Raw genomic sequence first — 12,216 nt, 5'->3', positions numbered from 1 at the left:
GGTACAGTTGCTGCCAACAGCAGGGAAACTGTACCCAGGACAATCCCTTTGCATTGCAGCAAGTCCCGACGACGCGGGCCGGACGAGCGAGTACCTGCCTGCTTTTTGGAGAGTCTTATCCGTGACCATCCCCCAGACACTCACCCAGACCCTGGTTCAACTGATCCGTCGCCAGATCGCCGAGGGTGCGCATGCTCCCGGCAGCCGCCTGCCGTCGATCCGCGAGCTGGCCGCCCGGCATGGCTGTGCCAAGAACACCATCGTCAACGTGTTCGAGGAATTGACGGCGCAGGGCGTGGTTGAGCCCCGGCGCGGCTCCGGCTTCTTCGTCTGCGCCACGCCGCCGCGCCCGAAGGAAGAAGAGGAGGGCAGCCTGAGCCGCGCCATGGACGTGGTCTGGCTCATGCGTGAGCAGTTGAAGCACGACCCCGGCCATCTGCGCCTGGGCGATGGCTTCCCGCCGGTGGAATGGCTGCACGATGTGCGGCTGGACAAATTCCACCAGAAGGTGGTGCGCACCGGCATGGGTGCGCTGTTCGGCTACGGCAGCCGCTTCGGTTACCTGCCGCTGCGCCAGCACCTGGTGCAGAAGCTGGCCCAGCATGGCATCGAGGCTGCCACCAGCCAGATCGTGCTGACTCACGGGGCCAACCAGGCGCTCGATATCGTGATCCGCAATTTCATCCGCCCCGGCGATCGCGTGCTGGTCGATGAACCGGGCTACTACATGTTGTACGGAAAACTCAAGCTGTCCGGTGCGCGCATCGTCGGCATCCCGCGCCATGCGGACGGGCCGGATATCGAGGTCCTGGAACGCGAATTGAAGCTGCCCGGCAAGCCGCCGCTGTTCTTCACTCAGTCGCTGGCGCACAATCCCACGGCCTCGGACACCTCTCCGCACAAGGCGCACAAGATCCTGCAACTGGCCGATCGCCACGATGCCCTGATCGTGGAGAACGATGCCTTCGCCGACTTCAAGCCGGCTACCGCGCCGCGTATCGCCACGCTGGACCAGTTGCGCCGCACGCTCTACATCGGCAGCTTTTCCAAGTCGGTGTCCGCCGCGCTGCGCGTGGGCTTCATTGCCTGCCACCGTGATCTGGCCAGTGACCTGGCCGACATCAAGATGCTGGTCCACATGAGCAGTTCGGAATACTGCGAACGCACGCTGGACGTGATCTTGTCCGATGGCCACTTCAGCCGCCACACGGCGCGCCTGCGCGAGCGTCTGGCGCACGCCACCGACGCCGCCTGCCACCAGCTGCAGCAACTGGGGGCAGAGTTGTTCTGCGCGCCACAGCAATCCATGTACCTGTGGGCGAGATTTCCCGCTTTTACGGATGCCCGGCCACTGGCGCAGGCCTTGATGGCGCATCACGTGGTGCTGGCTCCGGGCAGCATCTTCCATGTCGACCCGGAACACAGCGTGCCGTGGTCCCGCTTCAATGTCGGACAGCTGTCGGACCCGCGATTTGCCGCCGCCATGGCAGCTTTGCTGGATCAGCAGGCCTGAATTCCCGCATGTTGAGGTAATGGAAGCGGGGTTTCCGTGCAGGTACGAAGAGAGCCGCCATTGCCCATCTGTTCCGGGCTTATTTGTCTTGTTCCACTTGCCCTCGCGTGCCATAGTGCTGGACGACGGCAGTCGGGGACTGCCGTGGTGACAACAATAATCAAGATGACATTGCGGAGTCCTCGCCCGGAGGCTTCGCTAGGGACGGAAAAGACATGAATATCCTTGGCAACATGAATATCGGCAAGCGCCTGACCTTGGGCTTTGCCGTGATCCTCGCGTTTTCCGCCATCGTGGCGGCTATCAGCCTGTGGCGGCTGGAGCAGGTGTCGGCGGCCACGCGCGAGATGATGAACGATCCGCTCAAGACCGAACGCCTCATGGGCGACTGGTATACCAACCTGACCGCCGGCATTCGCCGCACCCTGGCCATCGCCAAGAGCAGTGATCCGTCGCTGGCAGCGTATTTCGCGGAGGAAGCGGCGGCCTCCACCAAGAGTTCCTCGGAGTACCAGAAGCAGGTCGAGGGCTTGCTGGTCACCCCCGAAGAAAAGGCGCTGTTCCAGAAGATCGGCGAGCAGCGCAAGGTGTACCTGTCGTCGCGTGACCAGATCGTCAAACTGAAGGCGGCAGGCAACGTGGAAGAGGCCATGCGCCTGCTGGACACCGTCTTCGTGCCCGCCGCCGCGACCTACCAGAAACTGATGCGCGAGATGGTCGACATCCAGCGCAAGGATATCGACGATACCGCCAAGGAAATCGACAACATCGCTGCCCAGAGCCGCATCCTGATTGTGGTGCTGGAGGGCCTGATCCTGTTGCTGGGCATCGTGCTGGCGCGCACCCTGACGCTGGGCATCACCAAGCCGCTGCAGACGGCGGTGGTGGTGTCGCGCAAGGTGGCCGAGGGCGACCTGGCGACCCAGGTGCAGGTGACCTCGCGCGACGAGACCGGCCAGCTGCTGCAATCGCTCAAGGACATGAATGACAGCCTGCGCGGCATCGTCGCCAATGTGCGCACCGGCACCGATACCATCAGCACAGCCTCGGCCGAGATCGCGGCCGGCAACCTCGACCTGTCCGGGCGCACCGAACAGCAGGCCAGTTCGCTGGAAGAAACCGCCTCTGCCATGGAAGAACTGATCTCCACCGTGCGCCAGAACGCCGACAATGCGCGCCAGGCCAGCCAGCTGGCGCAATCGGCCTCCAGCGTGGCCGAGCAGGGCGGCGGCGTGGTCAGCCAGGTGGTCGATACCATGGGGGCCATCAATGCCTCCTCGCGCAAGATCGTGGACATCATCAGCGTGATCGACGGCATCGCCTTCCAGACCAATATCCTGGCACTCAACGCTGCCGTGGAAGCGGCGCGCGCCGGGGAACAGGGACGCGGCTTTGCGGTAGTGGCGTCCGAAGTGCGCTCGCTGGCCCAGCGTTCGGCCTCGGCAGCCAAGGAGATCAAGGAACTGATCAACGATTCAGTGGAGAAGGTCGGCGACGGCAGCCGCCTGGTCGAGCAGGCCGGCGTCACCATGCAGGAAGTGGTCAGCAGCGTGCGCCACGTGACCGACATCGTGGCCGAGATCAGCGCCGCCAGCGCCGAGCAGACCAGTGGCATCGAGCAGATCAACCTGGCCATCACGCAGATGGACCAGGTAACTCAGCAGAATGCAGCACTGGTCGAGCAGGCTGCGGCCGCAGCGGCCTCGATGCAGAACCAGGCGGGACGGCTGGCGCAGATGGTCAGCGTGTTCCGGATCAATGAGGGCGAGACGCTGGTGCGCCGCGAGATCGACGTCACGCCGGCCGGGCCGACGCTGCCGCACTGAGTGGCTGCGGACCCATGACAAACGGCCCCTCGCGGGCCGTTTGTCATTCCAGCGACGGCTGCAGCGTCAGGTCTTCAGCGCTTTGAGCGCGGCCTGATAGCCCCACCAGCTGGCTTCTTCAAACAGCGAAAAACCGGACAGGTCGGCATGCGCGAAGAGGATCTTGCCGTCTGCCTGCTGCAATTTTTTCAGTCCCGCATTGCTGCGGAAACCGGGCGTGGGGATCGCCATCGCATGTGCCCGCAGCGTGATATCCACGCGCTCCACCGCAGCACCGAATTGCCAGCCATACGCCTGCTGCAAGTCTTCCATGGCCAGTGCCAGCAACTGGGCCGGCGTGGCCTGGTCCATCCAGCGCCGGGCCTGATCCGGGGCCAGTTGCGACAGTGCCACATAGGAGGTGAACACCGTCTGTTGCGGCGGATGGACGCGGATATCCTGATGGGTCGAGACGACGTAGCCCAGGCCCGGTTCACGCTGGACCACGTTATCCCAGGACAGCGGAGCTTCGGGTTTTTCCTTGGGGAAGCGCTTGAGCAGGAAGTTGGCCACCAGCCACGGCGCGCGGGCCGGCAGGTGCTGCGCGGGATCGAAGCCCAGCTTGGCCATGGCCGGTGTGATGCGCGCCGCGACGAACAGCGGCATGGCGCAGACGGCCTTGCGCGCGCGCAGCAGGAAGCTGGTGGCCTGGCCATCGCGCAGGACCATGCAAAGCGCTTCGATTCCACGCGAAGTTTCTTGCAGCTGCAGCACCGTGCCGGGGCGGCGGCGCGGGCCGATGCGGCGCGCCAGTCCCTCGGCCAGCGGCTGCAAGCCCCCCGGCCAGGTCAGCCAGGCGCCGTCGGCGGCATTGGCCGCCTGGCCGCTGCGGCTGCAGAAATAATGCAGGCCGGCCCAGGCCGAGACCTGGTCGTAGCGTGCGCCGTAGTCGTCACGGCAACCGTAGTTGGCCAGCCAGTGCAGGGCAGGGGAGCGATAGCCTTCCTGCTCCAGCCATTGCCGCATGGTGATGCGGTCCAGCGCCAGCCAGCGCGGGTCGTCCGAGGCCTGCGCGGACGGCAGCATGAACGCGCGCCGGCCCCGGGCATCGCGGCTGGCGCGCAGGCTGTCCATGCTGCGATTGAAACGATCCAGCTCTTCCTGTTCGCCCGGCTGCAAGGGCGGCAGCAGGCCTTCGTACCAGTGCCCCTCGACCAGCAGCCGTTCATCCGGTGCGTGCAGCAGATAGCGTTCGTCGTAATAGGGGCGCTCGGCCTGGGCGTCGCGCAGGATCACGCCCAGGTCGGCGAGAATTTCGCGCACGTGCAGGCATTCCTGCGAGGGCAGCGGCAGATAGTGGGCCCCGGTCGGGCAGGCGTATTCACCGGCCTGGCCGTAGCGTGCTCCGGCGGCATTACCGTCGGCTTCCGGGCCGTCGATCACGAGAAAATCCTGATGGCCCGAGCGTTCCAGCTTCCAGGCTGCGGTCAGGCCGGCCACTCCCGAGCCGAGGATGGCGATGTCGGTCTCGATGATCTCCGAAGGGACCGGCAGGCGGCCGGGATGCCTGGCCAGATCGCGCAGGAAGTGGCCTTCCGCGCGGCCCGGTGCGCGGATGCCAGGATCGACTTCCCGCCATTTCTGCAGGACGCCGCCCGCGCCCAGCGTGGCCGCGCCCGCCGCAACGGCTGCGCCCAGGACGAAGCTGCGCCGCTGCATCAGCGCACCACCTGATGCCAGTCCTGCTCGAAGTAGCGCACCAGCGACTGGTTGTTGAGCCGGTTGGGCTCGACCTCCACACGCGGCATGTCGGGCGGGAAGCGGAACATCTCGGCCGTGGTGGCCCCGTTGAGATAGCGCATCGGCTGCGCATAGGTGGTGGGTGGAACGTAATCTCGCTGCGGCGAGGCCAGGATGAAGCCCCATTCACCGAAGGATGGTACGTAGAGGTGATAGGGATAGGTCTTCCATTGCGCCTCGCGCAGCGTGGCGTCGATGGACCAGTAGGCATGCGGGGCGAAATAGGGCGAAGTCGCCTGCACCACGATCAGGCCATTGGCCGAGATGTGCTTCCTGAGCATGCCGTAGAACGGCACCGAGAACAGCTTGCCCAGCGCAAAGCTGGAAGGATCGGGGAAGTCGACGATGGCCAGGTCGAAAGTCTGCGTACTGTTCTGCAACCACACGGCGGCATCGGCATTGATGACCTTCACGCGAGGATCGGACAATGCGCCCTTGTTCAGCGCCACCAGTTCCGGACGTTGCCGGAAGGCTTGCGTCATCGCCGGATCGAGATCCACCAGCGTCACCTCGCGGATACCGGGATGGCGCAGGATTTCGCGCAGGGCCAGTCCGTCACCTCCGCCCAGCACCAGCACTGACCGCGCCCAGGGCAGGGTGGCCAGGGCCGGATGCACCAGGGCTTCGTGATAGCGGTATTCGTCACGTGAAGAAAACTGCAGATTGCCATTGATGTAGAGCCGCAGATCATCCTTCCAGCGGGTGATCACCAGGCGCTGGTAGGGGGTGCTGGTGGAATAGATGACTTCATCGCCGTACATGCCATGTTCGCCCCATTGCACCAGCCGGTCCGAGGCGGCAAAGCCGGTTCCCAGCAGGAACAGCACCAGGCAGGCCCGCAGCAACTGCCGCTGTGCCTGCTTCAGTTCGGCGCGGAAGACGTAGATGGTCCACAAGCCCACGGCCACATTGCTCATCCCGAACAGGAAGCCGGTGCGCGTGAGGCCCAGATGCGGCGCCAGTACCAGCGGAAACAGCAGCGACACGGCCAGTGCACCCAGATAGTCGAAGGTCAGCACCGTGCTCACCAGCTCGCGGAAGGCGGTCTGGCGGGCATTGAGGGCGCGCATGACCAGCGGCACTTCCATGCCCACCAGTGCGCCGATCAGGAACACCACGCTGTAGAGCAGGATGCGAAAAGGCGCTGCCGACCACGAGAAGGAGAGAAACAGCAGCGCCGCCGAGAGGCCGCCGATCAGTCCCACCATGATCTCGATGTCCACGAAGCGCGCCAGCACGTCTTCATCCTTGACGTATTTGGAGACATGCGCGCCCACCCCCATGGCAAACAGATAGCAGCCGATGATGGTGGAGAACTGCAGCACCGAGTCCCCCAGCAGGTAGCTCGACAGTGCGCCTGCAATCAGTTCGTAGGCGAGGCCGCACGAGGCGACCACGAAAATCGACAACACCAGTATTCTGTTGATCATGAATTTTTTTATGGCTTAATATGCAGGTCTTGATGCCACCACGCGAGAAACGTTTTGCCTGCCATCCTCAACTACGCGCTTCATCTCTTGCTGGCCGCTATTCTATTGGCGGTCTTTTTCAAGGTATATACCTGGGTCACTCCTTATGATGAAGTCTTGTTGATCCGACAAGGCAACCGTGCTGCGGCGATGTCGCTGGGAGGCGCCATGGGCGGCTTCTCGCTCACCATCGCCTCCTCCATCTTGCATACCAACGATTACCAGCAATTCTTTGCCTGGGCAGCCGGTGCGCTGGTGGTGCAACTGCTGGCTTATCTGGTGACCACGCGCGGACTGCGCATTTCACGCGAACATATCGAAACCGACAATGTCGCCTTCGGTGGCCTGATGGGCACGATCTCACTGTGCATCGGGGCCATCAATGCGGCCTGCATTTCCTGACCTCTTCGTTGTTCATCCTTCATCCCCCCGGAGTACCGCATGAATCTCGGATCATTCATCAAGAAGCAATTCATCGATGTCCTGCAATGGAATGAGGATCAGGAAGGCGTGCTGGCCTGGCGCTATCCGATGCAGGATTTTGAAATCCAGAATGGCGCCACCCTGACGGTGCGCGAATCGCAGCTCGCTGTCTTCGTCAACGAAGGGCAGGTGGCCGATATCTTCACCCCCGGCAATTACACGCTCACCACCCGCACCCTGCCGGTGCTGACCAACCTGAAGAATTGGGACAAGCTGTTCGAGTCGCCCTTCAAGTCGGATGTCTATTTCTTCAGTACCCGCCTGCAGACCGGTCGCAAGTGGGGCACGCCGCAGCCGATCACGATCCGCGACAAGGATTTCGACATGATCCGCGTGCGTGCCTTTGGCATGTACTCGTATGCCCTGTCGGATCCGCGCGTGTTCTTCTCGCGCATCAGCGGCACCCGCGAGGTGTACACCCGCGAAGACTTTGAAGACCAGCTGCAGGGCATCCTGCTCTCCACGCTGGCCAATTCCCTGGGCAATGCGCAGAGCGCCTTCCTCGACCTGGCGGCCAACCAGACGCTCATGGCCAACACGGTGCGCGACGCCATGGCCCTGAGTTTTGCGCAATACGGCCTGACCTTGGACCAGTTCAACATCGCCAGCTTCAATTTGCCGGATGACCTGCAAGTGGCGCTGGACCAGCGCATCGCGGCCGGCATGAAGGGCGGGCTGGATGCCGCCAAGGCCACCGGATATGCGCGCGTCCAGGCGGCCGAGGCAATTCCGATTGCGGCCGGCAATGAAGGTGGCCTGGCAGGACTGGGGGCTGGATTGGCCACGGGCGTCTCGATGGGGCAGGTCATGGCCGATGCCCTGGGGACTGGTGCAGCGGGTGCTCAGGGCCACGCCGCCGCCGCTCCTGCGGCCGCCGCCGGCCCGACACCCGCGGAGCGGCTGGGCCAGTTGAAGCAGTTGCTGGATCAAGGCCTGATCAGCGCCGCCGATTACGATGCCGCCAAAGCTGAGATCCTGAAGAAACTGATCGGCTGAAGGTGCGCCTGCATTTTCCCCACATGCTTCCCGCCGGCAGGCGGGCCTGCGCCTGCCGGCGCTTCTCTGGTTGACTCATGCAGACAGCAAGCTGCCCCAATTGCGGGGCACCCACTGAATTCAAGTCGCTGGCCTCGGTCATGGCGGTGTGCAGCTATTGCCGCACCACCGTCTACAAGGACGGCTCGGCTGCCCACACGCTGGGGCAGGTCTCCGAGGTGCTCGACGATTATTCGCCCATCCAGATCGGCACCAGCGGATTCATCGAGGGCCAGGCGTTCACCGTGGTCGGACGCATCCAGCTGCAATATGACGGCGGCTTGTGGAACGAATGGGCCCTGCAGGTCGGCGACGGCCAGCAGGAATGGTGGCTCTCGGATGCCTCAGGGCTCTATACCGTGACCCGGCGCACCGCCGCCACGCAAACCTGGCCGCGTTTCGACGAACTCAAGCCGCTGACCCGCGTGGAGATCGGCGGCATCCCCCATGTGGTGGGCGATGTGCGGATCGCCCGTTGTACCGGCGGCCAGGGCGAACTGCCGCTGGGGCTGCGTGACGGATGGCAGGCGCGCGTAGCGGACCTGCATGTGGCGGATCGCTTCGTCACGCTGGATTTCTCCGATGAGGAAGTGCCGGTGCTGTACCAGGGCAAGAGCGTCACGCTGGAATCGCTCAAATGTGAATTCCTGCGCGACGACGATACCGTGCGCGCCGGGAGCTATCGCTATCAGGGCAAGCTGGGGTCGATGACCTGCCCCGCATGCGGCACCGCCATTCGCTTCCTGCCGCGCCAGACCGAACACCTGGTTTGCCAGTCCTGTCACAGCCAGATCGCACTGACCGGCGTCAAGGCCGAGGTGGTGGCCGCACAAGAGAAGATCGCGGCGGCCGCGCTGACGCTGGAACTGGGTACGCAGGCCACCATTGCCGGTGCCAGGTTCGAAGTCATCGGCGCCATGCGGCGTACCGATGATGACGAGCAGTGGACCGAATACCTCCTGCACAACGAACGGCGCGGCTTTCTCTGGCTGGTCGAAGCCGACGAGGGCTGGAGTACCGCGTCGGTGCTCCAGACCTGGCCGGACATGTCGGGTGCGGATGGTGTCACGCAGGGCCGCTTGCGCCTGCCCATGCAATACGAAGCCGAGGCACGGGTCACTTATGCGGTCGGTGCCTTCAACTGGAAGGTATCCGTGGGCGACGTCACGCGCGTGGTCCAGTACGGCAAAGGCAGCAAGAGCTTGACGCTGGAAGTGACGGCAGAGGAAGCCACCTGGTCCGAAGCCAAGCCGGTCTCGCCCGACCAGCTCAAGGCCTGGCTGGGCAAGGAAGTCGCGTCCGAGACTGCGCGCGCTGCACCGGGCATGTCCTTCATGACCCTGGCGCACGTGATGGCGGTCCTCTTCGTGATCCTGAATTGCATTCCTATCCTTGGCTACGATCATTTCTGGAGTGGCCTCATTACCTTGACCCTGATTTACGCCCCGGCCTACAAGCTCGACGGGAATGATTTCTGATGAAGATCCTCTTCGTGCTCTACGCCTTGTTCATCATCGCGATCTCGACGCTGTACAACTGGGGCTCGACCAGCTTCTCCAGTTCGCGCTCGTCCTCCGGCAGCAGCTGGTCGTCCTCCAGTTCGGGCGGATCCTGGGGCGGCGGAGGCGGGCACAAGTGAGCGCCAACGCCTTCCCCGCCCGTGGTCAGCATCTGCTGGCCGATCTGGATGGCATCGACGCTGCGCGTCTGTGCGATCCCGTGGCGATCGAATCCCTCTTGCGGCAGGCGGCGGCTCATGCCGGGGCGACCGTGCTGCAGGGCCATTTTCATCACTTCGGGCCGCAGCAGGGCGTCACCGGCGTGCTGTTGCTGGCCGAATCCCACCTTTCCATTCATACCTGGCCGGAAGCGCGCTTTGCTGCGCTCGACATTTTCCTGTGCGGCGCATTGCAGGTGGAACAGGCCCTGGAGATCATCGTGGCGGGGCTTCAACCTGAACAGCTGCATCGCCAGCTGATCGAGCGTCAGGTACGCCTGCTGCCGATGGCGACGTGCGCCTGACATATCACGGGTATTGATCAGGGTTGCAGTAGTCGCGCTGCAAACCAGGCTGGGCGCGGTTCCGGCGATGATCGACAAGGCCGGAATTTCGTTGGTCAGGCCATTTTCTTTGTCTTAAGATGCGCGCTTTTCTTTGTGCCAAGCGTGAATCATGTGGACTGTCACTTGCCCGTCCTGCGAGAAGTTCGTCGGATTCCACAGCCTGGCCTCGACCATGGCGGTGTGCGTGTACTGCCGCGCCGTGGTCGACAGGCGCAATCAGAAGACCCGTGGAATCTTCAGGATGCCGGCCTTGGCAAAGGGTGCCGCTCCGCTGCCGATCGGCCGAACGGGCTGCTTCGAAGGGCGCGCCTTCAGCATCGTGGGACAACGCCAGTGGCGAGCTGGTGCGCGTGTCTGGAACCAGTGGTGGCTGAAGATACAGGGCGACTCGCTGGAATGGCGCTTGCTGGAAGCCGGGGGACGCTACGCCATCGTCTCCCGGGTCGATCTTGAGCAAGCCTTGCCGAGATTCGATCAACTCAAGCCACGCATGCGCGTGAAGTTATTCGACCGAAGCTGGGTGGTCAGTGCGGTGCGCGATGTTGCTTGCAGCGGTGGCGAGGGCGAATGGGCCATGACCCGGTCTGCTCGGCAGCGCGCGCGCATGGTCGATCTGGAGGCGGGCGATGGCGTCCTGATGCTGGACTATTCGCTCGGCGATACGCCCGTGCTTTATCTGGGAAAGCGGATGGCGCTGGAGGCGCTGATCAGTCTGCCTGAACCCGCCGCACAACAGGAACCCATTCCCTCGCACGGTGTGGCCACACATCCGTCGAGCGAGGACATCGAATTGAGTCCGATGGGATCGGCGCATACGTCGGTGGTGTGCTACCTGGTGATGACCCTGGGCTTTTACTGGGCCAGCGATTTCATCTGGAGCATGCGCCAGACCTGGGTATTCCTGCTGACCTTGGCCGAGGTGTATCTGCCTGCGCGCTTGCTGAAGGCGATGGGAGAAAAAGGGCAGGCCCAATCCGTGCTGCGAGGCTACGCGATCTATGCGGTCATCGTCACGTGCGTGGCCCTCGTCCATCAAATGATTCAGGCAGAGGAAGAGGACTACTCAGTCTCCTCAGGCAGTAGCTGGGGCGGCAGCGCGGGACACAAGTGAGCCGTCAGGGATCAGGGGCGCTGCTTCCAGTAGTCCGGCTGCGCATAGGCGTGCCGCAGAAAATCCACGAAGGCGCGAATGCGCAGCGGCAGGTGCCGACGCTGGGCAAACACCGCATAGATGGAGGGGGCCGGGGCGGCGAATTTGTCCAGCACGGTCACCAGTTCGCCGGCCTCGATCGCCGCACCCACCTCCCACATCGAACGCCAGGCCAGGCCGCGTCCGGCCAGCGCCCAGTTGTGCAGCACCTCCCCGTCATTGCAGACCATGTTGCCCCCCACCTTGTAGACGCTCACCTTGCCGGATTGCTTGAGCGTCCAGCCGCGCTGGCTACCTTCGCTGCTCATGGCCAGGCAGTTGTGGCGCATCAGCTCATCAGGGCTGGCCGGCGTGCCGTGACGGCGCAGGTAGGAGGGCGCAGCGACGATCACCCGATGGTTCTCGGCCAGCTTCACGCTCACCAGGTTGGAGTCGGTCAGGGTGGCGATGCGGATGGCGACGTCGATGCCTTCCCCGATGACGTCGGCGATGCGGTCGTTCAGGTTGAGCGTGAGGGTGACATCGCGGTGCTCGGCCAGGAAGGAGGGGACCAGCGGTGCCACGTGCTGGCGGCCGAATCCGGCCGGGGCCGAGATCAGCAGTTGCCCGCTGGCGCGCGCGCTGCGTTCGGACACCGCCGATTCGGCATCTTCCAGGTCGGCCAGGATACGCTGGCAGTCTTCCAGGAAGGCCGCGCCTTCGTTGGTCAGCACGATCTTGCGCGTGGTCCGCTGCAGCAGTTTCACGCCCAGGCGCTCCTCCAGCGCATCCAGCCGCCGGCCTATCATGGCCGGGGCGATGCCCTCGGCGCGGGCGGCCGCCGACAGGCTGCCCCGGGCGGCCACCTCGGCAAAGGTCGAAATCTGCTTGAACTGGTCCATGCCTGCACTCTCCAAA

Annotated in this window: 11 protein-coding genes; 8 read left to right on the top strand and 3 right to left on the bottom strand. The window is 63.9% G+C overall.

Annotated features, from left to right (window positions below; all coding sequences use genetic code 11):
- Positions 1–121 precede the first annotated feature (121 nt).
- Both J2X56_RS06990 and J2X56_RS06985 read left to right on the top strand, forming a co-directional pair.
- Complete coding sequence (locus J2X56_RS06990; protein WP_409025206.1) at positions 122–1,513, top strand: PLP-dependent aminotransferase family protein; 1,392 nt, start codon at positions 122–124, stop codon at positions 1,511–1,513.
- 215 nt (positions 1,514–1,728) lie between these two features.
- Positions 1,729–3,339, top strand: coding sequence for a methyl-accepting chemotaxis protein (locus tag J2X56_RS06985; RefSeq protein ID WP_310159144.1), 1,611 nt, complete (start codon positions 1,729–1,731; stop codon positions 3,337–3,339).
- A 66-nt stretch (positions 3,340–3,405) separates the two neighbouring features.
- Here J2X56_RS06985 and J2X56_RS06980 read toward each other — a convergent pair whose 3' ends face one another.
- Both J2X56_RS06980 and J2X56_RS06975 read right to left on the bottom strand, forming a co-directional pair.
- Positions 3,406–5,037 carry an FAD-dependent oxidoreductase gene (locus J2X56_RS06980; RefSeq protein ID WP_310159142.1) on the bottom strand — a complete coding sequence of 544 codons (1,632 nt, stop codon included), beginning with the start codon at positions 5,035–5,037 and terminating at the stop codon, positions 3,406–3,408.
- Positions 5,037–6,548 carry a polyamine aminopropyltransferase gene (locus tag J2X56_RS06975; protein ID WP_310159140.1) on the bottom strand — a complete coding sequence of 504 codons (1,512 nt, stop codon included), beginning with the start codon at positions 6,546–6,548 and terminating at the stop codon, positions 5,037–5,039. Before J2X56_RS06975 ends, J2X56_RS06980 begins: the two co-directional genes overlap by 1 nt.
- A gap of 54 nt (positions 6,549–6,602) precedes the next feature.
- Between J2X56_RS06975 and J2X56_RS06970 the strand changes: the two genes are divergently transcribed.
- From J2X56_RS06970 to J2X56_RS06945, 6 genes are all read left to right on the top strand, one after another.
- Complete coding sequence (locus J2X56_RS06970) at positions 6,603–6,989, top strand: DUF350 domain-containing protein (RefSeq protein WP_039785084.1); 387 nt, start codon at positions 6,603–6,605, stop codon at positions 6,987–6,989.
- A gap of 39 nt (positions 6,990–7,028) precedes the next feature.
- On the top strand, positions 7,029–8,066 hold the full coding sequence (locus tag J2X56_RS06965; protein ID WP_310159138.1) for an SPFH domain-containing protein: 1,038 nt from the start codon (positions 7,029–7,031) through the stop codon (positions 8,064–8,066).
- Positions 8,067–8,143: 77 nt separating this feature from the next.
- Positions 8,144–9,583, top strand: a complete 1,440-nt coding sequence (locus J2X56_RS06960; protein WP_310159136.1) for a DUF4178 domain-containing protein — start codon at positions 8,144–8,146, stop codon at positions 9,581–9,583.
- A complete protein-coding gene (locus J2X56_RS06955) occupies positions 9,583–9,744 on the top strand; it encodes a hypothetical protein (RefSeq protein ID WP_157845714.1) in 162 nt (53 codons plus the stop codon). The genes J2X56_RS06960 and J2X56_RS06955 overlap by 1 nt, the downstream gene beginning before the upstream one ends.
- Complete coding sequence (gene speD, locus J2X56_RS06950; protein ID WP_121041987.1) at positions 9,741–10,127, top strand: adenosylmethionine decarboxylase; 387 nt, start codon at positions 9,741–9,743, stop codon at positions 10,125–10,127. Before J2X56_RS06955 ends, speD begins: the two co-directional genes overlap by 4 nt.
- A 151-nt stretch (positions 10,128–10,278) precedes the next feature.
- Complete coding sequence (locus J2X56_RS06945) at positions 10,279–11,280, top strand: DUF4178 domain-containing protein (protein ID WP_310159130.1); 1,002 nt, start codon at positions 10,279–10,281, stop codon at positions 11,278–11,280.
- An 11-nt stretch (positions 11,281–11,291) separates the two neighbouring features.
- Here the strand turns inward: J2X56_RS06945 and J2X56_RS06940 are convergent, their stop codons facing one another.
- Positions 11,292–12,200: a LysR family transcriptional regulator gene (locus J2X56_RS06940; protein ID WP_310159127.1), complete on the bottom strand. Its 909-nt coding sequence runs from the start codon at positions 12,198–12,200 to the stop codon at positions 11,292–11,294.
- Positions 12,201–12,216: the final 16 nt, after the last annotated feature.

Source organism: Herbaspirillum sp. 1173, assembly GCF_031455335.1.
GTDB classification, from domain to species: domain Bacteria; phylum Pseudomonadota; class Gammaproteobacteria; order Burkholderiales; family Burkholderiaceae_D; genus Herbaspirillum; species Herbaspirillum huttiense.
Note: the sequence above shows the minus strand (reverse complement) of the source record. Positions and strands in the feature narration are given on the sequence as shown.

Excerpts from the sequence above, each read along its gene's own strand:
- J2X56_RS06960 (WP_310159136.1), top strand. The coding sequence starts at position 8,144 with ATGCAGACAGCAAGCTGCCCCAATTGCGGGGCACCCACTGAATTCAAG.
- J2X56_RS06945 (WP_310159130.1), top strand. The coding sequence starts at position 10,279 with ATGTGGACTGTCACTTGCCCGTCCTGCGAGAAGTTCGTCGGATTCCAC.
- J2X56_RS06955 (WP_157845714.1), top strand. The coding sequence starts at position 9,583 with ATGAAGATCCTCTTCGTGCTCTACGCCTTGTTCATCATCGCGATCTCG.
- J2X56_RS06980 (WP_310159142.1), bottom strand. The coding sequence starts at position 5,037 with ATGCAGCGGCGCAGCTTCGTCCTGGGCGCAGCCGTTGCGGCGGGCGCG.
- J2X56_RS06985 (WP_310159144.1), top strand. The coding sequence starts at position 1,729 with ATGAATATCCTTGGCAACATGAATATCGGCAAGCGCCTGACCTTGGGC.
- J2X56_RS06975 (WP_310159140.1), bottom strand. The coding sequence starts at position 6,548 with ATGATCAACAGAATACTGGTGTTGTCGATTTTCGTGGTCGCCTCGTGC.
- J2X56_RS06965 (WP_310159138.1), top strand. The coding sequence starts at position 7,029 with ATGAATCTCGGATCATTCATCAAGAAGCAATTCATCGATGTCCTGCAA.
- J2X56_RS06940 (WP_310159127.1), bottom strand. The coding sequence starts at position 12,200 with ATGGACCAGTTCAAGCAGATTTCGACCTTTGCCGAGGTGGCCGCCCGG.